This is a genomic window from Neptunitalea lumnitzerae (assembly GCF_027924185.1).
Taxonomy (GTDB): domain Bacteria; phylum Bacteroidota; class Bacteroidia; order Flavobacteriales; family Flavobacteriaceae; genus Neptunitalea; species Neptunitalea lumnitzerae.
On record NZ_BRVO01000001.1, the window covers coordinates 342318 to 366292 of the forward strand.

22 protein-coding genes are annotated in these 23975 nt (G+C 35.1%); 8 read left to right on the plus strand and 14 right to left on the minus strand.

The genetic code is table 11. The annotated features are described in order from the left end of the window. Nucleotides 1-14: 14 nt before the first annotated feature. The 8 genes from Y10_RS01520 to Y10_RS01555 form a co-directional block, all read right to left on the minus strand. Nucleotides 15-500: a hypothetical protein gene (locus tag Y10_RS01520; protein ID WP_281763597.1), complete on the minus strand. Its 486-nt coding sequence runs from the start codon at nt 498-500 to the stop codon at nt 15-17. A 97-nt stretch (nt 501-597) separates the two neighbouring features. After that, complete coding sequence (locus Y10_RS01525; protein ID WP_281763598.1) at nt 598-1290, minus strand: hypothetical protein; 693 nt, start codon at nt 1288-1290, stop codon at nt 598-600. A 113-nt stretch (nt 1291-1403) separates the two neighbouring features. Next, the gene (locus Y10_RS01530; RefSeq protein ID WP_281763599.1) at nt 1404-1979 is read right to left on the minus strand and encodes a hypothetical protein; all 576 of its coding nucleotides are present in this window, start codon (nt 1977-1979) and stop codon (nt 1404-1406) included. A gap of 74 nt (nt 1980-2053) precedes the next feature. Then, complete coding sequence (locus Y10_RS01535) at nt 2054-2875, minus strand: helix-turn-helix domain-containing protein (protein WP_281763600.1); 822 nt, start codon at nt 2873-2875, stop codon at nt 2054-2056. A gap of 104 nt (nt 2876-2979) precedes the next feature. Then, nucleotides 2980-3762: an ion transporter gene (locus Y10_RS01540; protein WP_281763601.1), complete on the minus strand. Its 783-nt coding sequence runs from the start codon at nt 3760-3762 to the stop codon at nt 2980-2982. A gap of 308 nt (nt 3763-4070) precedes the next feature. Beyond that, entirely contained in the window at nt 4071-4829 is a 759-nt protein-coding gene (locus Y10_RS01545; RefSeq protein WP_281764753.1) for a succinate dehydrogenase/fumarate reductase iron-sulfur subunit, read from the minus strand. A 1-nt stretch (nt 4830) separates the two neighbouring features. Further along, a complete protein-coding gene (locus Y10_RS01550) occupies nt 4831-6846 on the minus strand; it encodes a fumarate reductase/succinate dehydrogenase flavoprotein subunit (protein ID WP_281763602.1) in 2016 nt (671 codons plus the stop codon). A gap of 12 nt (nt 6847-6858) precedes the next feature. Beyond that, complete coding sequence (locus Y10_RS01555) at nt 6859-7533, minus strand: succinate dehydrogenase cytochrome b subunit (RefSeq protein ID WP_281763603.1); 675 nt, start codon at nt 7531-7533, stop codon at nt 6859-6861. A gap of 344 nt (nt 7534-7877) precedes the next feature. Here Y10_RS01555 and Y10_RS01560 point away from each other — a divergent pair, with 344 nt between their 5' ends. The 5 genes from Y10_RS01560 (at nt 7878) to Y10_RS01580 (ending at nt 12333) form a co-directional block, all read left to right on the plus strand. After that, nucleotides 7878-9170: an aminopeptidase P family protein gene (locus Y10_RS01560; protein WP_281763604.1), complete on the plus strand. Its 1293-nt coding sequence runs from the start codon at nt 7878-7880 to the stop codon at nt 9168-9170. 455 nt (nt 9171-9625) lie between these two features. Then, complete coding sequence (locus Y10_RS01565; RefSeq protein ID WP_281763605.1) at nt 9626-10405, plus strand: alpha/beta fold hydrolase; 780 nt, start codon at nt 9626-9628, stop codon at nt 10403-10405. Next, complete coding sequence (locus Y10_RS01570) at nt 10405-10893, plus strand: GNAT family N-acetyltransferase (protein WP_281763606.1); 489 nt, start codon at nt 10405-10407, stop codon at nt 10891-10893. The genes Y10_RS01565 and Y10_RS01570 overlap by 1 nt, the downstream gene beginning before the upstream one ends. Nucleotides 10894-11002: 109 nt before the next feature. Next, nucleotides 11003-11854: a sulfurtransferase gene (locus tag Y10_RS01575; RefSeq protein WP_281763607.1), complete on the plus strand. Its 852-nt coding sequence runs from the start codon at nt 11003-11005 to the stop codon at nt 11852-11854. A gap of 29 nt (nt 11855-11883) precedes the next feature. Further along, nucleotides 11884-12333 (plus strand): nuclear transport factor 2 family protein, encoded by a 450-nt coding sequence (locus tag Y10_RS01580; RefSeq protein ID WP_281763608.1) that lies wholly within the window; start codon nt 11884-11886, stop codon nt 12331-12333. 79 nt (nt 12334-12412) lie between these two features. Here Y10_RS01580 and Y10_RS01585 read toward each other — a convergent pair whose 3' ends face one another. From Y10_RS01585 to Y10_RS01610, 6 genes are all read right to left on the minus strand, one after another. Further along, complete coding sequence (locus Y10_RS01585) at nt 12413-12688, minus strand: F0F1 ATP synthase subunit epsilon (RefSeq protein WP_281763609.1); 276 nt, start codon at nt 12686-12688, stop codon at nt 12413-12415. Nucleotides 12689-12749: 61 nt separating this feature from the next. Continuing rightward, the gene (gene atpD, locus Y10_RS01590) at nt 12750-14258 is read right to left on the minus strand and encodes a F0F1 ATP synthase subunit beta (protein ID WP_281763610.1); all 1509 of its coding nucleotides are present in this window, start codon (nt 14256-14258) and stop codon (nt 12750-12752) included. Between the two features lie 216 nt (nt 14259-14474). Next, nucleotides 14475-17222: a TonB-dependent receptor gene (locus Y10_RS01595; protein WP_281763611.1), complete on the minus strand. Its 2748-nt coding sequence runs from the start codon at nt 17220-17222 to the stop codon at nt 14475-14477. 94 nt (nt 17223-17316) lie between these two features. Further along, nucleotides 17317-19164, minus strand: a complete 1848-nt coding sequence (glmS, locus tag Y10_RS01600) for a glutamine--fructose-6-phosphate transaminase (isomerizing) (RefSeq protein ID WP_281763612.1) — start codon at nt 19162-19164, stop codon at nt 17317-17319. A gap of 6 nt (nt 19165-19170) precedes the next feature. After that, entirely contained in the window at nt 19171-20808 is a 1638-nt protein-coding gene (locus Y10_RS01605; RefSeq protein WP_281763613.1) for a DUF4270 domain-containing protein, read from the minus strand. A gap of 29 nt (nt 20809-20837) precedes the next feature. Then, a complete protein-coding gene (locus Y10_RS01610; protein WP_281763614.1) occupies nt 20838-21656 on the minus strand; it encodes a glycogen/starch synthase in 819 nt (272 codons plus the stop codon). Between the two features lie 106 nt (nt 21657-21762). Here Y10_RS01610 and panC point away from each other — a divergent pair, with 106 nt between their 5' ends. The 3 genes from panC to Y10_RS01625 are packed head-to-tail and all read left to right on the plus strand — an operon-like array spanning nt 21763 to nt 23940. Beyond that, complete coding sequence (gene panC / locus Y10_RS01615; RefSeq protein WP_281763615.1) at nt 21763-22611, plus strand: pantoate--beta-alanine ligase; 849 nt, start codon at nt 21763-21765, stop codon at nt 22609-22611. A 13-nt stretch (nt 22612-22624) separates the two neighbouring features. After that, nucleotides 22625-22975: an aspartate 1-decarboxylase gene (gene panD, locus Y10_RS01620; RefSeq protein ID WP_281763616.1), complete on the plus strand. Its 351-nt coding sequence runs from the start codon at nt 22625-22627 to the stop codon at nt 22973-22975. 14 nt (nt 22976-22989) lie between these two features. Further along, the gene (locus Y10_RS01625) at nt 22990-23940 is read left to right on the plus strand and encodes a lysylphosphatidylglycerol synthase transmembrane domain-containing protein (protein WP_281764754.1); all 951 of its coding nucleotides are present in this window, start codon (nt 22990-22992) and stop codon (nt 23938-23940) included. The last annotated feature ends 35 nt before the right edge of the window (nt 23941-23975 follow it).

Here is a 23975-nt window from a genome sequence, read left to right on the forward strand (position 1 = left end):
CAATTATTTATTATTTAGGCTTTTATTGCGGAGAGTAAGGATATTAAACCAAGAAAAATTACCAAGACCAAATAAATCCACCAGGTAAGTATTTCAAAAGGATATTCTACTAAAAATAATATAAATCCTATAAATAGAAATAATAAATAGTGTAAAAGATTTTTATTTTGTTCTATTATAGCAGCTAAAACTAAACTCACTAACAACATAGCTGCTGTAACTGGTATTAATAAACTCCCAGATATAAAACCAAACTGCCAATGTGTAATTTTTAATAATACTCCAATTATTAAAACAATTATACAGGCGTATATAAGTATTTTAAAAGGTAGCTTTTCAACAAATTTACCCTCCATTCTTATAATAAATAGCATCAACAGTAATCTATAATTCCAAGGGGATACCAATAAATCCTTGTACGTAAAATATCCATAAATACATTGCACTGCTGCAAACAAAAAAGCCACGGAAAGAATACTATAGTAATGCTTTTTGGTCATGGTTTTAATTGATTATTTGCGAATACCCTTTTCATTACACACAGAAAAGGAATTTTACTAAAATAGAAAAAGTATAATTATTTTTTACAAATAAGTGTTATTTCTCTTTAGCTTTCATATGTTCTATGTATGCTCTAACCAATACTTCAAAATCTTCTTGCAAAAAATCTTTGTTTAGTATTCTTTTCACCAATTCTGGTTCATCCTGAAAATAATTAGCTGCACGGTTACGAAATTGTTTTTCTACGCCAGACACACTAGCACCGTAATAACCACTCTCTGCAACATAAGATACTATATCTTCATTTTCTCTTTTTAAATAATAACTAAACGCCGCAAAAGCACCTCCTGCCTGAGACACATATATAAACTCTCCATCTTCATTTACATAATATTTACCAGAAGACTTATACACATTAATAAACTGATTTGTAAATAATCTAACAACCCATATCTTTTTCTTATACGTATGTCCAGAACGTTTTGTTAAAAGCCTCCAATGTACTCTATCAAAAACCACTGAATCACTTTTACTTAAATGAAAAGTAATTGTACTAATAGAGTCTGAAACTATTTCTGTTTCATCAGACGTATCTGACTTTTTGAATTGAATTTCTTTGGTTGTCATTTTAATAGGTACTACTGCATAACCATCTAAAGTACTTCCATCGTTAAGTGCTATATCAGCTTTATAAAAATCCTCATTAGATGTTATTAAATACCTTAAACTCTGAGATTTTGCTGTGTAAGCTGAAATCAGCACAACAAAAAGTAACAAAACTCTTTTCATTTCTATATATTTATTGATTAGTTATTAGGTAACGCTAATATATAAAAAACCATAAAATAATAAGCCGTCAGTTTAGCTAAACTGACGGCTTATATTTAACAAGGAACGTGCTATTAATCTTCAAAACCTAAATTTTCTGGAGTAGCCAGTATTATTCGTTTAGTAGTTTTTTCCGACGCTAGCGCTTCTACAACTTCAAATTTTAAATCATCAAACCACATAGAACCCGTACCCACTAAAAGTCCACCAAAATTAAGCGTAGCTGCAGATTGTGGAACTTCTAACGTAATCTCATACTGCTTCCAATCACCTGTTCCACTAACATGTTGATTCTTCATATTATCAAAATCTAGTACATCACCATCTAATCCATCTACTCTAAGCCATAGTCCTGCCCATTTCTTCACGTCTTCTGTTTTTATATAGCCAGACAGTTTTACTTTCTTACCCCTAAATAAATCGGCCTTGCAACTTTGCATTAAGGTACCAAAACCTTTTACCTTTTTCTCAGTAGACCTAATTACTGCGGCACTTCCTCCACTATAATATACCTCTTTATCTGAACCCATAAAATAAGCCTCCTTTTCTGAGCCCGATTTAAACCATCCCTCAAGATTATCTTGAGCTTTAAATGCAAATAAACTTAGTACAGCAACTACACCTACAATACTTAAAAATGCTTTTTTCATTCTGTTTCGTTTTTTTGTTAATGAATAGTCAAATGTATCTTGTAGAAATTTTCTGTAATTGTGTTTTTTAGACATTAACGTTTTTTAACTTTCTTAAAATAGATATGCTGATTAGAGTAACTAGAAACGTTTTTAAAGAAGTTTCCCGGTGTTTCACCCGTCAAACGCTTAAAGGAGTTAGAGAAATAAGAAACGTCACAATACCCCTGTAAAAAAGCAATATCAGATAAACTAACACTCTTGTGCTCAGCTTGAAGTTGCTCCAGGGCCTTTCTAAAAATTACTATCTGTTTAAACGTTACAGCACTTTCACCACACAGCTTATAAAACAATCGTGATAGTTTCTTTGCACTACAACAACATTGCACAGCTAAATCTGAAATGGATACATTTTCAGTCTCTAAAATAGAAAATGCCTTTATCATTATCTCGGTACCTGGCTTTTCAGATAGCTTACCAAACAAATACGCATCTAAAATATCTATTTTAGTATCCATCCCAGCTTTTAAAAATGTAGGGTTGAGCGTAAAGAAATCTGTAAAAATTGAAAAAACTTCTGCTTGCTTGTCAGTTACTATAGGTAGCGGCTCTTCTTTAAATTGAGCTAAGCCATAAGGCTTAAACACAATACAAAACTCTTTTACTTTACCCTCTACAATAATCTGAATTGGCTTTTTAAATCTATTAAAAACATACACTCCACCTTTAGCACCTGTAGCTTCAGAAACAATAGTGCTATAATCATTTGCATTTACAAACGCATGCTGCATTATTGAACAAGGCAAATTATAATGCGGATACGCATAATAGTCTATATCTTCTAGGGTAGTCTCGTAATAATAAGCAATGTATTTTTGAAGTCTGCTATCTTTTGGTAAATATGTAGCTATTTTCATATAAGGATGAATTCATAAATCCGCGCAATATGTAAAAAACTACCTATATAATTTTTATAAGCAATTGTTAAACAATCTAAACAAAGTATTAATTAACGTAAAAATCATTTATTAATTACCCTGCCACAATGTGGACAGCCACATTGATCCACTTTAATCGTTTTATTATTCTGCAACCTCTCTATAAAAGCAGAACTCAATATACCTGTAGGCAAAGCCACAAAGCCTATACCAATTAAAGCTATAATAGCACTTAATAATTTCCCAATTGGTGTTATAGGATAAACATCTCCGTATCCCACAGTAGTTAAAGTTGCAACAGCCCACCAAAGTGAATGACCTATACTGGCGAAATTTGAAGGTTGCACATCATGTTCAACATAATACATAAAGGTGGAGGAAAATATCAATAAAACAAAAGCAATGAAAACAGTAATCAATAATTCCGACTTAGTATCCTTTAAAACTTGACTAATCGTCTTTAAAGCTTTAGAATACCTCCCAAGTTTAAAAATTCTTAACAACCGAAATAACCTCAATATTCTTACTATTCTAAAATCAAAAGGAAAAATAAACGGAAGATAAAAGGGAAGTATACTAACCAAATCTATAATCCCGAGTGTTGAGAAAAAAAATGAAAACCTATTTTCTTTAACTAAATCTGAACTCTCTAAAACTACATTTGAAGACCACAACCGCAATAGGTATTCAATTGTAAAAACTATAATCGAGAAAATTTCAAAAGTCTTAAAACCATTTTTAAACTCAATATAAATAGCATCATAAGACGCAAGTATCAAAGCTAAAACATTTGCTATAATTAAACTATAAATGAAAATAACAAAACTCTTATTGTTATTCAACAGACAATATACCTTATACTTCATAATTAAGGGTCTTAGAAATTTTAGGTTAAACTCACTTTAGAAAATCAAAGTTGACATTATACTAATTATTGTTTAATAACAGTACAACAAAACACACCTTATAAACTACAATCAAACTAAATCAAAAAATATAAATTACTTATGATTAAAAAGAGATGATTCCACTTATACTTAACTGTGTACACTTTTAACAAAGTCAATTTACCCCTTTTAAATAATGTTTCAAAAAAAAAACGGGAGGCCTAGGCCTCCCGTTTGTACTTGGTATATAAAATGTTTAAATCACTAAGAGTAAAATTCTATTTTACTTAAGATTTAGCTACACTTGCAGCAAGGTATTCACGATTCATACGTGCAATGTTTTCTAAAGAAATTCCTTTAGGACATTCAACCTCGCAAGCTCCGGTATTGGTACAGTTACCAAAACCTTCTAAATCCATTTGCTTAACCATATTCATTACACGGTCTGTAGCTTCAACTCTACCTTGTGGTAACAAAGCAAACTGAGAAACTTTAGCCGATGTAAATAACATAGCACTCGCATTTTTACAAGCAGCAACACACGCACCACAACCAATACAAGTAGCAGCATCCATAGCTTTGTCTGCAGCTTCTTTACTAATTGGAATAGCGTTTGCATCTTGTGTATTACCAGAAGTATTTACAGAAATGTAACCACCTGCCTGCTGAATTCTTTCAAAAGCAGTACGGTCTACAATTAAATCTTTTATTACAGGAAAGGCAGCAGCTCTCCAAGGCTCAATTACAATGGTATCTCCATCTTTAAACATACGCATGTGTAACTGGCAAGTAGTAATCCCTCTATCTGGTCCGTGAGGCTCACCATTAATCTGTAAAGAACACATACCGCAGATACCTTCTCTACAGTCATGGTCAAATGCCACAGGCTCTTCACCTTTTGCTACTAAACCTTCGTTCAATACGTCCATCATTTCCAGAAAAGACATATGTTCCGAAATATCAGTAACTTTATAATCGACCATTTGACCCTTAGCCTTTGAGTCTTTCTGTCTCCAAATTTTAAGTGTTAAATTCATAATGTCTATCTTATTTGTATGAACGTTGTTTTAGTTCAATGTCTTTAAATTCTAATTGTTCTTTGTGTAATACGGAATCACTTGGTTCTCCTTTATATTCCCAAGCAGCAACATAAGCATATTCTGCATCGTTACGCTTAGCCTCACCTTTTTGCTCACCGTCTAACTCTACAGACTCTTCACGGAAGTGACCTCCACAAGACTCGTTTCTGTTAAGTGCATCCATAGCAAATAACTCTCCAAGCTCTAAGAAATCTGCAACTCTACCTGCTTTTTCTAATTCAGGGTTAAGCTCGTCTGATCCACCTGGTACTTTAACTTCTTTCCAAAACTCTTCACGTAAAGCCTTAATTTCAGCAATAGCTTCTTTAAGTCCTTTTTCGTTACGAGACATACCACATTTCTCCCACATAATTTTACCAAGTTTCTTATGGTAATAATCCACTGAGTGAGATCCTTTATTTGTAATAAAGAATTCAATTCTATCTTTAACAGCCTTTTCAGCTTCGTCAAACTCAGGAGAATCTGTTGGTATTTTTCCGGTTCTAATTTCGTGAGAAAGGTAATCACCAATAGTATAAGGTAATACAAAATAACCATCTGCTAAACCTTGCATTAAAGCAGAAGCTCCTAAACGGTTAGCACCGTGATCAGAGAAGTTAGCCTCACCAATACAATATAAACCTGGTACAGTAGTCATTAAGTTATAATCCACCCAAACACCACCCATGGTATAGTGTGTTGCAGGATAAATCATCATAGGAGTTTCGTATGGATTCTCATCTACGATTTTTTCGTACATCTGGAATAAGTTACCATACTTAGCTTCTACAATTGCTTTTCCTAAATCGTAAATTTTTTGTTTACTAGGATTAGAAATATTATGAATTTTAGCCTGCTCTTTACCATAACGCTCTATAGCAGCAGCAAAGTCTAAGTAAACCGCTTCTCCTGTAGCATTTACACCGTAACCAGCATCACAACGCTCTTTAGCTGCTCTAGAAGCAACATCACGAGGTACTAAGTTACCAAAGGCAGGGTATCTTCTTTCTAAGTAATAATCTCTGTCTTCTTCTGCTATTTGAGTAGGTTTTAATCTACCTTCTTGTAACGCCTTAGCATCTTCAAGTTTAGCAGGTACCCAAATTCTACCATCGTTACGTAACGACTCAGACATCAATGTTAATTTAGACTGATAGTCTCCGGTACGAGGAATACAAGTTGGGTGAATTTGTGTAAAACATGGGTTAGCAAAGAAAGCTCCTTTTTTGTGAATTTTCCAAGCTGCCGTAGCGTTAGATCCCATCGCGTTAGTAGATAAGAAATAAACGTTACCATAACCACCGGTAGCAATAACAACTGCGTGCGCAGAGTGTCTTTCAATTTCTCCGGTAACAAGGTTACGTGCAATAATACCACGTGCTTTACCATCAACTTTTACAACGTCTAACATTTCGTGACGGTTGTACATATCTATTTTACCACGAGCAATCTGGCGGTTCATTGCCGAGTAAGCCCCTAATAATAACTGTTGTCCTGTTTGACCCTTAGCGTAGAAGGTACGAGATACCAACACCCCACCAAACGAACGGTTGTCTAACAACCCACCGTAGTCACGTGCAAAAGGAACCCCTTGCGCCACACATTGGTCAATAATATTTGCAGAAACTTCAGCCAAACGATAAACGTTAGCTTCACGAGAACGGTAGTCACCTCCTTTTACAGTATCGTAAAATAAACGGTAGTTAGAGTCACCGTCTCCCATGTAGTTTTTAGCTGCGTTGATACCACCTTGAGCCGCAATTGAGTGCGCTCTACGAGGAGAATCTTGGTAAGCAAATGCTTTTACATTATAGCCCAACTCAGCTAAAGTAGCTGCTGCCGAACCTCCTGCTAATCCTGTTCCCACCACAATAACATCGATATGACGCTTGTTAGCCGGGTTAACCAGGTTGATTTTATCTTTATAAGTAGTCCACTTATCTTTAATTGGACCCTTTGGTACTTTTGAATCTAAAATAGCCATACTGAATCTGTTTTATTTGGTGATGAAATGGAACAATGCAATAAAAATAAAGCCTAGTGGAATTACAATTGCATAGATGTTTCCTAATTTAACAATAACATTACGGAACTTACGAATTCCCATTGACTGGAAAGCAGATTGAAAACCGTGAAGTAGGTGTAATGATAATAATACAAATCCTAAGCAATAAAATGCAACACGTATTGGGTCTGCAAATTTTTCGTGCATTTCTTCGTAATATCTTAAATGCTCAGTTCCTGGAATTAAACCGCTCATGTCACCTTCAACATATTTAACGGTAATTTCATGAACCCAAAAGTCATAAAAGTGTAAAACTAAGAACGCTAAAATAACTGCTCCACTTACTAACATGTTTCTAGACATCCATGATGCATTTTCGCCACCACTATACTTAGTGTATTTTACAGGTCTTGCTGCTTTGTTTTTAGCCTCAAGTACAAACCCCATTACAAAGTGAAACACAACCCCAACAATAAGAATAGGCTGCATTAAAAATTGCACCAACGGGTTTGTCCCCATAAAATGTGAAGCCTCATTAAAGACATCTTCACTAAATACAGAGATAAAATTCACAGAAAAGTGTAGTAACAAGAAAATAATAAGGAATAGAGCTGAAAGTGCCATCGCGACCTTCCTTGCTATTGATGATTTTATTAATCCGCTCATTGGTTTAAGAAATTTTGTTACACAAAAATAGAGCACGTTACTTTTATTAACAAAACTTTAGTGCTTAATTACTGTCCATATTCTTTATTTAGAATGAATTTAAAAAGGCGTTTAAACGTCAATCTACATCGTTTGAGGACAACCCTTACAGTTTTGACAATCAAACAACCACTTTAAAATGATATATGTTATAGTATTATTCAATAAAGCGTCTGTATTTTGTAAAGTTTATCCCTATTTAACCTTAAATCAAAGCTAATATTAACAGATTTTAGCATCTGATAAAAGGCAGTTCATTCACAAATCTATACCTTTGCAGTAATATAAAATTAAATACAATCGGTATGAAATACTTCCCAATAAGCAATACGCTTTTTGTAAAAAACAGAGCCAAATTTACAGCGGCAATGAAACCAAAAAGTATTGCTATTTTTAACTCTAACGATATTTACCCAATTGGTGCAGATAGCACATTACCTTTTCAACAAGCTAGAGATTTATTTTACTTAACAGGTGCAGACCAAGAAGAAACTATTCTATTACTGTTTCCTGATAGCATTAATCCTAAACACAGAGAAATCTTGTTTGTTAGAGAAACTAATGAACATATTGCCATTTGGGAGGGTGCAAAACTTACCAAAGAGGCTGCTACGGAAACTAGCGGTATTCAAACCATCTATTGGTTAACCGATTTTGAGCGTATTTTTCATGAATTAATGTGCGAAGCGGAAACCATTTACTTTAACACTAACGAGCATTACCGCCAAGCTGTAGAGACGCAAACAAGAGAAGATCGTTTTATTGAATGGTGCAAAAAGAAATATCCTGCGCATGCTATTGCAAAAAGTAACCAGATATTACAAAACGCAAGAGGAGTTAAAGAGTCAGAAGAAATTGCACTTATTAAAAATGCCTGTGACATTACCGAAAAAGGGTTTAAACGTGTACTACAGTTTATTAAACCTGGGGTTATGGAATATGAAATTGAAGCGGAATATATGCACGAATTTTTAAGAAACCGCTCTAAAGGTTTTGCATACACCCCTATTATTGCTTCAGGATTTAATGCAAATGTTTTACACTATATTGAAAACAATAAAGAATGTAAAGATGGCGATATGCTTTTAATGGATGTAGGTGCAGAATATGCAAACTACTCTAGTGACATGACCCGTACCGTACCTGTAAATGGACGTTTTACTGCACGTCAAAAAGAAGTATACAATGCTGTTTTACGCGTGAAAGATGAAGCTACCAAAATGTTAGTACCTGGTACTATGTGGGCAGAATACCATGTAGAGGTTGGTAAAATGATGACATCTGAATTATTAGGACTAGGTTTACTAGACAAAGCAGATGTACAAAATGAAAACCCTGACTGGCCAGCTTACAAAAAATACTTTATGCACGGAACTAGCCACCACATGGGGTTAGACACTCACGATTACGGAGCACTTAAAACTCCTATGGAAGCTGGCATGGTATTTACCGTAGAGCCTGGTATTTATATTCCTGGTGAAAACATGGGTATCCGTTTAGAAGATGATATGGTAATTCAAGAAAACGGCGCACCTATTAACTTAATGGAAAATATTCCGTTAACCGTTGAAGAAATTGAAGATTGGATGAATAAATAATTCATTCCAAAACAACATATACAAAGGGTAGTGAGCAATCGCTACCCTTTTTTTATTCCCCCTAACCCCAAAGGAGAAATACTCACTCTGATGAAATACTGAAATCAATTCAGCATGACGTAAACAACTACCAAAATAAACAAACCAATCGTCACCCTGAAATCTATTCAGGGTCGCATAAGAGTAAGCAAAGCAGTACATGAAAATCCCCCTACCCCCAAAGGAAAAATACTCACTCTGATGAAATACTGAAATCAAATTCAGCATGACGCAAAAACCACCTAAACAAGCAAACCGATCGTCACCCTGAACTTGATTCAGGGTCGCATACGAGTAAGCAAAGCAGTACATGAGCCACTTGGTAATACTGAATAATATTCTGCATAGCGATTATCCCATTCCTTTATGGAGAGTTAGAGCGCTTTACCTATCTTTACCATTCAAAAAAAATCATCATGCCCCAAACAGCTTATAACAATTCAGATATTCACTACACCATTAACGGAACTGGTAATGCCCTTGTGCTATTACACGGTTTTTTAGAAAGCAATGCTATTTACAAACCACTTACGGAAGAATTAGCTAAAACCCATACCGTTGTAGCCATTGATTTACCAGGACATGGACAAACCGGCTGTTTTGATAACATTCATTCAATGGAGCTTATGGCTGATGTTGTGCATACTGTTTTAGAAGCTGAAGGTATTAGCAAGGCAGGTTTTACAGGGCATTCTATGGGTGGCTATGTGGCACTGGCTTTTCTTCGCAAATATCCTGAAATGGTAACCCACCTTATGTTATTAAATTCGGTAGCCAATGAAGACTCACCAGAGAAAAAAGCCAATAGAGATAGGGGTATTAAAGTTGTACAACAAATGCCCGAGAATTTTATTAGCATGGGCGTTATGAATTTATTTTCTGAAGCTCATAAAGAGAGTTTTGCCACCGAAATACAAACCTTGAAACAAGAAGCGCTTAAAACTCCTGTTGAAGGCGTTACCGCAGCTTTAGCTGGTATGAGAGATAGACCAGATTCAGTAACCTTATTAAAGAATACCAACATTAAAAAACACTATATTATAGGTACAGAAGACCCTACTATAGATGTATCGGCAATTATTGAACAAGCAGACGAAGTAGGCGCTGGCACTACTGTTGTAGAAGGCGGACATATGAGTTATCTAGAAAATAAAGACGAGACACTACAGGCTATGTTATCATTTTTTGAAAACTGATGTTAAAGCCATTAAACCATACACACTTAAAAGAAGCTACAGCGTTACTTAAAAACGTTGTTGCAGCCATGGAGGCAAACGGGCTAAACCAATGGGATGAACATTACCCTACCCAACAACATATTTTAACTGATATAGAAAACAGGCATGCGTATGGTTATTTTATAGAAAATACACTAACAGGTTATGTAGCCTTAAATGAACTTTACGATGTAGAATACAAGGCTATTGAATGGCATACCCACCCTCCGTTCTTAATTGTTCACAGACTTTCTATACACCCTAACACACAAGGTCAAGGTATTGGTAAAAAATGTATGCTAGCCATAGAAACCTTTGCCAAACACAATAACTACAAAGCCATCCGATTAGATACGTACATCCCTAACATAAAAGCTAATAAGCTTTATAATGGTTTAGGCTATAACAAAACAGGTATTGTACAATTTAGAAAAGGACTCTTTTACTGTTACGAAAAAGAACTTTAGAAGCCACTTAAGGCTTTTTAACTTTCAATCGTTAAACAAAAACCAAAAGCAAGGTTGCTTAATTTGTTTTTCGTTATTTTAGCTATATACAAATCCTTTAAAAAACGCTATGGAAAAAGTATTGAGTCCCATTGTAGAAGCCTCTATACTTCAGGTAATGATGAGTACTGATAATTTAGTACTTGTTGATGCAGGGAGTGGAGAAAGCGCAAAAGAAGCCTACATACAAAAACATATTAAAGGAGCTTTATTTGTAGACTTAAATTCGCAGTTATCAGACATTAAAGACGATCCTGCTAACGGAGGAAGACACCCATTGCCTTCCACTGAAGATTTTGCTAAACTATTAATTAACTTAGGCATTACCCTCGAAAGTCATATTGTTATATACGATACCAATTACGGAGCCAACGCCGCTGCTAGATTTTGGTGGATGCTTACCGCTGCCGGTCATCAAAAGGTACAAGTACTAAACGGAGGTTTTCAAGCCGCTGAAAAGGAACACCTACCAATGGAAACTGGTTTACAAACCGCCACCAGCCAAGGAGCCTACACCATAGATAAATGGCTATTACCAACAGCTTCTATGCAAGAAGTAGCAACCACAGTAAATACTTCTAATGGCTTGGTTATAGACGTAAGAGATACCCCAAGGTACAACGGAGAGGTTGAACCTATTGACACCGTTGCCGGACACATACCTGGTGCTGTTAACATCCCGTTTAAAGAAAATTTAAGTCCAGATTTTAAGTTTAAGTCGCCACAGGCACTATTGGAAAAATACAATACCGCTTTTGAAGGTAAAGATCCAGATCATATTATTATACACTGTGGCTCAGGTGTTACGGCATGCCACACCTTATTAGCTACTGCCTATGCAGGCTTACCCATACCTAAATTATATGTTGGCTCTTGGAGTGAGTGGAGCCGAAACAACAACCCTATGTTTACATTAGACTAAAAGTAAGTAACCTACTAACCCAAAAAACTATGAAGAAACTTATTGCAACCTGTTTTCTTAGCGGATTACTTATAGCGTGTGGAAACACCACCACTAAAGAGGATACTCCCATTGAAATACCAGAAAACAATGTAGAGTTAGTAAAACATTATTTCTACTATTTCAACAACCACGAATGGGATAAAATGGCAGACATGTATGCAGATACCATTGTATTTAAAGACCCTTCCTTTGGGGTAGGTAAGGTTTTTGAAACAAAAACAGAAACCAGCAAAAAATATAGCGAGTTACACAAGCTATTTCCAGACATTAGAGATGAAATTATAGACATTTATCCAACTACAAAAGATGCCGTAGTGGTAGAATTTATTTCTACAGGCACTGCGCCCAATGGCAATATCTTTGAACTGCCTATTTGCACAATCTTTACCTTTAAAAATGGTAAAATAATAGCCGACTATACCTATTACGATAATTAAGAACATCCTTTAAAATTAAACCATAAAAAAAGCCCTGATACAACATATCAGGGCTTTTTAATTTATACGAAATATCAGATTAGTCAGCTAAAATGATAATCTTATTATCGTTCATCTCTATGGTTCCGCTGTTAATTTCTAAAGTTTTATCACCGTTAACAGTTCCAAACTTAGAAGCAAACTCTTCACCAATAGCAATGTTACCTTTAATTTTTATAGTTCCTTTACCTAACAAAGAAACAATAGCGGCGTGATTATTCAATATCTGAAATTCACCATCAATACCTGGTACGGTAACTGCCTCTACTTCTCCTTTATACAAAGTAGCTTCGGGTGTAACTATTTCTAAAATCATAATTTAACGTATTCAGCTTTAGGACTCACTTTAAAAAGTATCCTACCACTGTTGGTTACTATTAAGCGTCTGCTAACATTTTCTCACCAGCTTCGATAGCCTCTTCAATGGTACCTTTAAGGTTGAAGGCAGCTTCAGGAAGGTGGTCTAATTCACCATCCATAATCATATTAAAGCCTTTGATAGTATCTTTAATATCTACTAATACCCCAGGGATACCAGTAAACTGCTCAGCTACGTGGAATGGTTGAGATAAGAAACGTTGTACTCTACGAGCACGAGAAACTACTAACTTATCCTCTTCACTTAATTCCTCCATACCTAAGATGGCAATAATATCTTGTAACTCTTTATAACGCTGTAAAATCTCTTTTACATTTTGTGCACAAGCATAGTGTTCTTTTCCTAAAATTTCTGGAGTTAAGATACGAGAAGTAGAATCTAATGGATCTACCGCAGGATAAATACCTAACTCAGCAATTTTACGAGAAAGTACTGTAGTAGCATCCAAGTGAGCAAACGTAGTTGCAGGAGCCGGGTCAGTTAAGTCATCCGCAGGTACGTATACCGCCTGAACCGATGTAATAGAACCTCTTTTAGTAGAAGTAATACGCTCTTGCATAGCTCCCATCTCAGTAGCTAATGTTGGTTGGTAACCTACCGCAGAAGGCATACGCCCTAATAACGCAGATACCTCAGAACCAGCCTGTGTAAAACGGAAGATGTTATCTACGAAGAAAAGTACGTCTTTTCCTTGTCCTTCACCAGCACCATCACGGAAATACTCTGCAATAGTTAAACCAGATAAAGCAACACGTGCACGAGCTCCTGGTGGCTCATTCATCTGTCCGAATACGAAAGTAGCTTTAGAGTCTCTCATAGTTGCTTTATCAACTTTAGAAAGATCCCATCCACCTTCTTCCATAGAGTGCATAAAGTCATCACCGTATTTAATAATACCAGACTCTAACATCTCTCTTAAAAGGTCATTTCCTTCACGAGTTCTTTCACCTACACCGGCAAAAACTGATAAACCTCCGTGACCTTTTGCTATATTGTTAATTAATTCCTGAATTAATACTGTTTTACCTACACCAGCACCACCAAATAAACCAATTTTACCACCTTTTGCATAAGGCTCGATAAGGTCGATTACTTTAATACCGGTAAATAGTACTTCAGTAGAAGTTGACAAATCTTCAAATTTTGGAGCCGGACGGTGAATAGGCAATCCATTATCTCCTTCTTTAGGAAGATTTCCTAATCCGTCAATAGCATCACCCATTACGTTAAATAAACGTCCATATACTTCAGAACCAATAGGCATTTGTATCGGATTTCCAGTAGCAATTACTGCTGTACCTCTACTTAAACCATCAGTAGAATCCATAGAAATTGTTCTTACTGTATCTTCACCTATGTGAGACTGAACCTCTAATATTAATTTAGAACCATCTCCTTTATCAATCTCAAGGGAATCATAAATTTTTGGAAGAGCGGCTTCAGTTTCGAAAACTACGTCTACTACTGGGCCGATGATCTGTGCAACTTTACCTGTAACTTTTGACATTACTTTATAGATTGTTTTATTTATGTGCTTTTTCAGTGTGCAAAGATATACTTTAAAGAATAACTATTAACAGTTTTTTACCATTTTTTTGGTAAGTTCAAATACTTTTTGTGTTAAAATAAAAAATTCTAACCCTCTGATGTATAGCATCATGTATAAAAAAGCCCCTAAAAACATTGTTTTCAGGGACTTCTCAATTATATATTTAAAATAAATCTAAGGGTTTATTGTCCACGACAAATAGTACATAGAACCTATAAGCCCGGTACCTATTGCCTGGTAATATTCATTACTACCTATATTAGTAGCTCCTAATTTAAAATTAGAGTTTAAGAAATCTATTCCGTAATTTAACTGTGCATCTACTACGTGAAAAGCAGGCACGTTACCATCTGCAAAAGATGCTTGCCAGAAGTAAGAATCACTCCATCTCCAGCTTACTTTAAATCCTAATTTTTTAAATAACTCTTCATTTCCAATACTTGCCTTTACCTTATGTTTTGGCGTATTAAAGCTAGGTCTAAAATCAGGGTCTTCATTGGTATTAAAATCAAACTCAGAGAATGTATAGTTAATATCAAAATCGTAATTCTTAAACAATTTTGTTTCTAACCCAGCATTTATACCATACGATTCAATATCTACAGCAGAATTTGTATAGGCTTGGAATACTTGATAATCGCCGTTTTGTAATGCCAATAACGATAGAGAGTTATCTCCCACTGTACCATATAAAGGCACTAAAACATTTTCTGTAGAAATAAAATCTTGGTACTGGTTATAATATCCACTAATATCTAACTGAACCGATTTTAATTTACCACGGTACCCAACCTCAAAAGCAGTAACCTGCTCTGGTTTTACTAAAGATACATCTGCAGCAGTTGGCATCCCTTGGTTTACAGAACGAACAGAATAGGCATTTTCATACGCATCTCTACCATATACTGTAGCTTCCGTTTGCCCAGTTACTAATTGCCCGCTAGACGATAAAGTATTAGTAACAGAATATCTATCTAAATTATCTGGTGCAGAACCTACCAAAACAGCAGCACCTGCATTTAATCCTATATATAAATCTTGTGTAGTTGGGTTTCTGAATCCTGTTTGCACAGAAGCTCTTAAATTATGGTTACCCTCTTTACCTAAGGTATACCCTAACGAAAGTCTTGGTGAAAAGAAACCATCAAATAATTGTGATTTATCAAAACGACCAGAAGCAGTTACTTTTAATCTATCTGCTAATAATTTCTTTTGAATTTGTGTATATGCACCAAACTCAGAATAATCAATAGGACCATCATAATCTGTAAAAATAGTACCCATAGAATTTAGCTTATACTGACGGTACGAACCACCTACTTGAATTTCTGCAAACTCTTCAGTTAAATGCGTAAAGTTATAATTAGCATCTACATGGTGTAATTTAGTTTTATCTTGAAATTTAGCTCCGGTAGCTAAGTCAGGATCATTAATCACCTGATTAAATGCCGTTTGAAATTCACTAGTACCAGGCAATAATCTACCCGCATCTGCAGCCTGACGAGCCATGTCATGTGCTGTTTGGTAATCTAGAGGCACTCCAGTACCAATACCTAAACGTGATGCTATATAAGTTTGTGCATAATCTGTAAACCATGCTTGGTCTCCTTTCCAATAACGGTTTACATTAATAGCTGCAAAACGGCTATCATAAGAATCTCCAGCATCTTCAGTAGTCATATACCCTCTTACAAAAAAGTTATCATTTTTAACTTCTAATTTAAACTGCTGCATTAAGAAGTTATTTAAAGAGTATCTATTAGACCCTTGGTATATAGTATTACCACTACCAATTTTATAAACCCCGATAATTTCAAAATCATTATCAAAAGGTTTAAAATGAACTGCCACGTCCGCCTTCATACTCTCAGCTTCGTAGTTCATTAAATCAGTTTCATTATAACCAGTTCTAGACACCACATCCGATCCTAAAGTTCCGGTAGGCAAACCTGCCAGTGCATCAAAATTTAAAGTGGTGGCCACTTCATCACCATATACGTTTAACCCATTATATGCAGGGTTACTACGTGTAGCACCTGGCATCTCTAAATCCATTTCATTATTCGCATACCAATCGGTACCGTTCAAGTAAGAAAAATTAGCTTTTACCGCAAATTTAGAATTAAACGCTTTTGCCAAACGCACCCCTAAATCATAGTACTCATTTGTACCTGCTGCTTTTTGCGAAGTCACCCCTCCTTTTACATATGCACTAACTCCTTGTTGTTCAAACGGGCTTTTAGAGCGCATAAATAAAATTCCGTTAAATGCATTAGCACCGTATAAAGCAGAAGAAGCACCAGGCAATAACTCTACGCTAGCTACATCAAGCTCGTTCATCCCTAATAAATTCCCTAATACAAAGTTTAAAGCCGGAGAAGCATTATCCATACCATCTACCAATTGCACAAAACGTGTATTGGCAAATGTTGCAAAACCTCTTGTATTAACAGATTTAAAAGTTAATGAGTTGGTATTTAAATCTACCCCCTTAAGATTAGCCAATCCATCATAGAATGATGCTGAAGCTGTATTTTTTATTTGTTTGATTCCCATACGTTCTACAGACACAGGCGATTCAAACACACGTTCAGGAGTACGAGAAGCCGAAAGCACAATCTCATCTAACTGAGTATGCTCTTCTTCTAACTGAACTAAAATATTTTGATTATTTTCTGTTATTTCATACGTTTTAGAGACAAAACCTATAGTAGAAATAACTAGTACGAACGGAGGATTTTTCTCGGTTTCAAAAATAAAATTCCCATCAAAATCTGCTACTACACCTTCTGTTCCTCCTTGTAGGGTAATATTAGCAGGTACCGGGACATTATTAGCGTCTACCACCTTACCAGTAACTTTGGTTTGGGCAAATAAAGTGACAGTGCATAAAAATGCAATTATACTAACTACTTGTTTCATTTGGTATTTTATTAATTTTTCGGTAGCAATATACGTTTTTTTTCAATTCAACAATAAAACTACCGAAAAATTTATAAAATACTAATATAAGTGTTTATTCTACAGTTACAGATTTTGCCAAGTTACGAGGTTGATCTACATTACAGCCACGCATAACAGCAATATGATAAGAAAGTAATTGTAAAGGAATAGTTGCAATCAACGGAGTTAAAAACTCCACAGTTTCAGGAATTTCAATAGCATAATCTGCCATCTCCTTAATCATGGTATCACCTTGGGTAACTACAGCTATAATTCTACCTCTACGAGATTTAATTTCTTGTATATTACTTACAATTTTTTCATAGTTCCCTTTTTTAGTAGCAATAACTACTACCGGCATTTGCTCATCTATTAAAGCAATAGGACCATGTTTCATCTCTGCAGCAGGATATCCTTCTGCATGTATATAAGAAATCTCCTTTAACTTTAAAGCTCCTTCTAATGCAACAGGGAAATTATATTTTCTACCTAAGTACAAGCAATTAGCTACATCACTATAGTTCTCTGCTATTTTTACAATTTGGTCGTTTACATCTAAAACCTCCTCCACTCTTCTAGGGATTGCTTCTAAATCAAACAAACATTTTTTATAATCGCTAGTAGACAATGTACCTTTAGCATTTGCTAAACGCAACGCTATTAAGGTAAGCACTGTAATTTGAGTAGTAAATGCCTTGGTAGATGCCACCCCAATCTCAGGACCAGCATGTGTATAAGCACCTGCGTTGGTTTCTCTAGCTATAGAAGACCCAACTACATTACATACACCAAATACAAAAGCTCCCATAGACTTGGCTAATTTAATAGCCGCTAAAGTATCTGCTGTTTCACCAGATTGTGATATAGCAATAACTACATCGTCTCTTTTAATAACCGGGTTTCTGTATCTAAACTCAGAAGCATACTCTACTTCTACCGGTATTCTTGCCAAATCTTCAAATAAATATTCAGCCACTAAACCTGCATGCCAAGAAGTACCACACGCTACTATTACAATTCTGTTGGCATTTAAAAACTTAGACAAGTTATCTTCAATACCAGACATTTTAATAATACCTTCATTTGGTAGTAATCTACCTCTAAAAGTATCTAATATAGCACTTGGTTGCTCATAAATTTCTTTAAGCATAAAGTGGTCATACCCCTTTTTCTCAATTTGTTCAAGACTTAATTGTAATTCTTGAATATTAGCATCCAACTGTTCATCATCATTAATACTACGCACTTTCACATCCCTACCTATTCTAATAATAGCCATTTCTTCATCTTCTAAATAAATAGCATTACTAGTATATTCAATAAAAGGTGATGCATCTGAACCTACAAAATATTCATTTTTACCAATACCAATTGCTAACGGACTACCTAACCTAGCCACAACAATCTCGTCTGGTTTTCTTCTATCAAACACAGCAATAGCGTAAGCACCTACCACCTGCTTAAGGGCAATCTGTACCGCTTTTCCAAGTTTAACCTTTTCAATTTTCATTACCTCTTGTATCAGGTTTGCTAATACTTCAGTATCTGTATCTGAATAAAAGGAATATCCTCTTTTAGTAAGTTCTTGCTTAATAGACGCATAGTTTTCTATAATACCATTGTGTATTAAAACTATATCGCCTGAATTTGATTGATGTGGATGTGAGTTTACATCATTTGGTACACCATGGGTTGCCCAACGTGTATGCCCAATTCCTAAACTTCCTTTTGTTGGAATATCTTTTTCTACCTTATCCTTTAGGTCAGATACTTTCCCTTTGGTTTTGCAAATATGCAACTCCTCACCATCATATAGTGCTACACCAGCACTGTCATACCCACGGTACTCTAATCTTTCTAAACCTTTAATTACTATCGGATAGGCATCTCTATATCCTATATATCCAACAATTCCACACATATAATATTAATTTGAGGGTTTTGTGTAAAAAACTTCCAAACGCAATCTTCTGTCTTCTGGTACTGTTGCGCTTGAACCGTATAAAATTGTTCCTGAAGGGTTTGTTGTAGACCCATTAGGTATTATAATCTCTTCTGCCCCAGCATTCACTTTAGCAGCTCCTGTAGCTACATTTGTAATATCAGACAAAACCACCAAACCTAAGGTAACATTTAAAGAATCGTGTCTAACTATGTTATTCAAATGCTCGGTTAATCGTATCTTATACTGAATAGCGTCTCCATCATCGTTCTTCTCAATAATACCTCCATGTACAAATCTATTGTAAAATACATTACCAGAAGTTGTACTACCATTACTATCAATCAAATAATCTATTAAAGGAGTACTCTCTTCATCTTTATTAAACAAATAAATTCTATTTGGCTCAATCAACTCGTTAGCTGCTCCATCTAAATCGGTTCTATCTACATAAAATGTTAGGTTAGCCTCATTAATCAACCAGTTTTCATCACGCATCATCTGAATATCATCTGGCTCAAATAATGTAATTTCAGCCATACTACCTTCAGTACCCTTTAAATAAACTAACTCTGCATCTTCCGAAGTATCTAAAACAGGAAAACCATTAGTTGTAGTTTTTTGAATCACATTTCCAGACAAACCTAATGTAAAAGACGACTCATTAGTATCATCATACTCAATAACTCCATCTTCATCTTCTGTTGCTGTGGTATATGTGTATTCAATTGTAATATTTGCTTGAGATATATCCAATAACATCAATAAGTTCTCATTAAGATTATAAGTACTTATAACAATACCTCTTAAATACTCTCTAAAATTAGCATTGCTTGAAAATGAAGAACTCCCTTCTTGATCTATAATCATTTCCTGGAAAAATTGTGTATCCAAGTCAATTCTTATTCTAGGCAGCAATACCTCCGCTACATCTTCAGACTCATCCACATCTTCAGTCTCCGGATCATCTTCGTCAAATGTTATTAAAGTACCATCATTAATTTCAAAAGTATCATCATCTCCTAAAATATCAGAAGTATAATTCAAGAAATTTGGCGTAGGATCAGACGAAAAATATTTAGCAGCTTCGGTAAAATCAGGCTCTTGATAATCACCTAAGTAGTAATCTAATTTTTCAACTCTCAGACCAAAGGTTAAATCCTGATTACCATAAATAGAATCAAGCTCATACGTCTGCACATCAAAACCATCTAACACCGGGTTACCATCTTCGTCAACAGTTGCCGAAGTAAAATATGGAATATCTAAATATACTCTAGTAACTGTCTCTTCTTCATCAATAGTATAATACAACGTATCATCAGCTACTTCTCGCTCTTGAGAATACAAACCAAAACTAGGATTTGCTGCAGGCAACGCCAATTGAGAAACTATATACGATTCTTCTTCACCATACACATCACTTGTATACTTTCCTAATTGATAGGTAGTCAACCCATTTGTTTGTACTGAATTTAACTTTACATTTTTTGCAAAAGTTTTAAAGTACGCAACATCTGTATCGAAATTCGGACTCACACCTGGCAAATCCAAATTACTAAAATCTTTCTCGCATGAAGTAAGAATCCCTAGCAACATAATCCCCAAAGCTAAGGCTCTCATACAAGTTTTTGAGTTTTTAATCATGTAATTTAAGATGTTAATTTTAAAATCTCTTTATTATAAAATTCCATATAAGCTTCTTCAAACTCATACACCGGAACAAACGGAAGTACCGGAATTTCTAATGATGAAAGAAATTCTTGCAAATCATCTGGGATTGTTTCAGAAGCAACAACCACTCCATCAGAATTTTTTGCAGCTAGTTTCATTATACTAGAATAATCAGGTTCTTTAATCACATCTACTTCAGATGCTTCAAAACCATCAAACAACACCTTATCCATCATATCCTTATCTAACGTACCATCAAAACCTTTGTTGTACACAGACGTAACTATTTTACTATCTGCAAATAAAGGTTCATCTCCATAGTACTGTTTTAGATATAATGGTAATAAGGATGCCATCCATCCATGAACATGAATAATATCTGGAGACCAGTTTAATTTTTTAACAGTTTCTACTACTCCTTTAGCAAAGAAGATAGCACGCTCATCATTATCTGGAAACAAGTTACCATCTTCATCTTTAAACGTAGCTTTACGCTTAAAATACTCTTCATTATCTATAAAGTACACCTGAATTCTTTCTTTAGGAATAGAGGCTACTTTAATAATCAACGGCATATCCATATCGTTTACCACAAGGTTCATTCCAGATAAACGTATTACTTCGTGAAGTTGGTGTCTTCGCTCGTTAATATTACCATATCTAGGCATAAATATGCGTATTTGCCCACCTCTGTCATTCACCATTCTAGGGGTTTCAAAAGACATTAACGAGGTTTCATTTTCAGGCAGGTACGGCATCACTTCAGAGGATACAAACAACACTTTCTTATCAGTCATAAAATCTTTTCTTTGGTTTAAGACTCACTTTTAAACATGCAAAATTACAAAAATTATGTGTATTTGTCCTAAAATATATAATTTTGCACCGTCTAAAGACAATAAAATGAACCTTTTTAAAGAGAAAGAAAAACTAAACGATTTCTTTTCAAACCAAAACCAAAATGCAACCCGAATAGGCTTAGTGCCTACTATGGGCGCTTTGCACGAAGGACACATATCACTGATTCACAGAGCTGTATCAGAAAACGATATGGTAGTTGTTAGTATTTTTGTAAACCCTACTCAGTTCAACAACAAAGAAGATCTAGATAAATATCCGAGAACTTTACAGGAAGATATAGATAAGATAAAAGCTTTTAATGAGCACGTTATTATCTACGCTCCTGCTACAGAAGATGTGTATGCCACTGCTGTACAAGCTGCCAATTTTGACTTTGATGGACTAGAATTTCAAATGGAAGGGAAACACAGACCCGGACATTTTGACGGAGTGGGAACTATTGTCAAAAAACTTTTTGAAATAGTAAAACCTACAAATGCATATTTTGGCGAGAAAGATTTTCAGCAGTTACAGATTATAAAAAAGATGGTAGCTAAAGAGCAAATGCCCGTAAACATTGTTGGCTGCCCTATTTTAAGAGAAGCTAACGGATTGGCTATGAGCTCTAGAAACGAACGTTTACAACCCGAAACTAGAAAAAATGCCTCTTTTATTTTTGAAACCTTACTACTGGCAAAAGATATGTTTGGTACAAAAAATGTTAGAGATGTAGAGCATTGGGTAACCGAAGCATTTGAAAAAAATGAAAATTTCGAGTTAGAATACATTGAAATTTGCGACGAAGAAACATTGAAACCCGTTACAGAAAATTTAAACACTAAAAATTACAGAGCTTTTATTGCGGTTTATGCTGATGAAGTAAGACTAATTGATAATATAGCTTTAAATTAACTATTTTTGTGCCATGCAAGTACATGTTGTAAAATCTAAAATACACAGAGTAAAAGTTACAGGTGCCGATTTAAATTACATTGGTAGTATAACGATTGATGAAGACCTGATGGAAGCCGCCAATATTATTCAAGGTGAGAAAGTACAGATTGTGAATAATAACAATGGTGAGCGATTGGAAACCTATGTAATACCAGGACCTAGAGGTAGTGGTGAAATTACATTGAACGGGGCTGCTGCCCGTAAAGTTGCTGTAGGAGACGTTCTTATTTTAATTACGTATGCAGTTATGGATTTTGAAGAGGCTAAAACCTTTAAGCCTGCTATTGTTTTCCCTAACGAAGAGAATAATTTGTTGCGGTAACCTTGAAAGTTAACATAAAAAAAACGGTTAGTACCATACTCCCACTTACGTTGGGAGTTTTTTTAATATGGTATTCTGTAAACAAATTCTCTGCAGAACAGATTACCGAAATAAAACATTACTTTAAAAATGCCAACTACTGGTATGTAGTTATTTCAATACTATGTGGTTTTGCTAGTCACCTCTCTAGAGCGTACCGATGGAACTTTATGTTAGCTCCACTAGGCTACAAACCCAAACTAGCTAACAATGCCATGGCTGTTTTTTCTGGCTATATTATGAATATGGCTGCACCACGTTCAGGAGAGTTTTCCAGAGCACTAGTGGTGCACAAATATGAAGGCGTACCTTACGATAAAGCACTTGGTACCATTATAGCCGAACGTGTTGCCGATTTATTAATATTAGGCATCATAGTAGTCTCCACATTTTTTATTCAAGTAGATGTTTTAAAAGGGTATCTTACCAACATGGTTCCCATTAAAACGCTCACTATACTTGGTGTTGTATTGTTACTTTTAGGCATTGGTTTTTTGTGGTTTGTGTACAAAACTAACAATGCTATCAGTTTAAAAATCAAAGGCTTTATTTCGGGTATTATGGATGGCATTTTATCCATTAGTAAAATGGAGAAAAAATGGGCATTCTTATTCCACACACTATTCATATGGTGTATGTACCTAGCTATGTTTTACATAAACATCTATGCCTTACCAGAAACTTCAAACATGCAATTTGGTGTAGTACTATCAGCATTTGTAGTAGGTAGTTTTACCATAGCATTTACCAACGGAGGGTTTGGCTCTTACCCATTTTTCATAGCAGAAATACTAACGCTTTTTGATGTACCAAATACCGTAGGGACTGCTTTTGGGTGGATTGTTTGGATTGCTCAATTTGTAATGCTCGTCTTTTTTGGAGCACTTTCATTAATTTTATTACCCTTTTACAACAAAAATAAATAATTTACTAACTTGCAATAGTTCACTATTTACACCAA

Excerpts from the sequence above, each read along its gene's own strand:
- Y10_RS01560 (WP_281763604.1), top strand. The coding sequence starts at position 7,878 with ATGAAATACTTCCCAATAAGCAATACGCTTTTTGTAAAAAACAGAGCC.
- Y10_RS01585 (WP_281763609.1), bottom strand. The coding sequence starts at position 12,688 with ATGATTTTAGAAATAGTTACACCCGAAGCTACTTTGTATAAAGGAGAA.
- Y10_RS01605 (WP_281763613.1), bottom strand. The coding sequence starts at position 20,808 with ATGAGAGCCTTAGCTTTGGGGATTATGTTGCTAGGGATTCTTACTTCA.
- panD (WP_281763616.1), top strand. The coding sequence starts at position 22,625 with ATGCAAGTACATGTTGTAAAATCTAAAATACACAGAGTAAAAGTTACA.
- Y10_RS01565 (WP_281763605.1), top strand. The coding sequence starts at position 9,626 with ATGCCCCAAACAGCTTATAACAATTCAGATATTCACTACACCATTAAC.
- Y10_RS01610 (WP_281763614.1), bottom strand. The coding sequence starts at position 21,656 with ATGACTGATAAGAAAGTGTTGTTTGTATCCTCTGAAGTGATGCCGTAC.
- Y10_RS01540 (WP_281763601.1), bottom strand. The coding sequence starts at position 3,762 with ATGAAGTATAAGGTATATTGTCTGTTGAATAACAATAAGAGTTTTGTT.
- Y10_RS01595 (WP_281763611.1), bottom strand. The coding sequence starts at position 17,222 with ATGAAACAAGTAGTTAGTATAATTGCATTTTTATGCACTGTCACTTTA.
- Y10_RS01580 (WP_281763608.1), top strand. The coding sequence starts at position 11,884 with ATGAAGAAACTTATTGCAACCTGTTTTCTTAGCGGATTACTTATAGCG.
- Y10_RS01575 (WP_281763607.1), top strand. The coding sequence starts at position 11,003 with ATGGAAAAAGTATTGAGTCCCATTGTAGAAGCCTCTATACTTCAGGTA.
- Y10_RS01525 (WP_281763598.1), bottom strand. The coding sequence starts at position 1,290 with ATGAAAAGAGTTTTGTTACTTTTTGTTGTGCTGATTTCAGCTTACACA.
- atpD (WP_281763610.1), bottom strand. The coding sequence starts at position 14,258 with ATGTCAAAAGTTACAGGTAAAGTTGCACAGATCATCGGCCCAGTAGTA.
- panC (WP_281763615.1), top strand. The coding sequence starts at position 21,763 with ATGAACCTTTTTAAAGAGAAAGAAAAACTAAACGATTTCTTTTCAAAC.
- Y10_RS01550 (WP_281763602.1), bottom strand. The coding sequence starts at position 6,846 with ATGGCTATTTTAGATTCAAAAGTACCAAAGGGTCCAATTAAAGATAAG.
- Y10_RS01520 (WP_281763597.1), bottom strand. The coding sequence starts at position 500 with ATGACCAAAAAGCATTACTATAGTATTCTTTCCGTGGCTTTTTTGTTT.
- Y10_RS01530 (WP_281763599.1), bottom strand. The coding sequence starts at position 1,979 with ATGAAAAAAGCATTTTTAAGTATTGTAGGTGTAGTTGCTGTACTAAGT.
- glmS (WP_281763612.1), bottom strand. The coding sequence starts at position 19,164 with ATGTGTGGAATTGTTGGATATATAGGATATAGAGATGCCTATCCGATA.
- Y10_RS01555 (WP_281763603.1), bottom strand. The coding sequence starts at position 7,533 with ATGAGCGGATTAATAAAATCATCAATAGCAAGGAAGGTCGCGATGGCA.
- Y10_RS01570 (WP_281763606.1), top strand. The coding sequence starts at position 10,405 with ATGTTAAAGCCATTAAACCATACACACTTAAAAGAAGCTACAGCGTTA.
- Y10_RS01535 (WP_281763600.1), bottom strand. The coding sequence starts at position 2,875 with ATGAAAATAGCTACATATTTACCAAAAGATAGCAGACTTCAAAAATAC.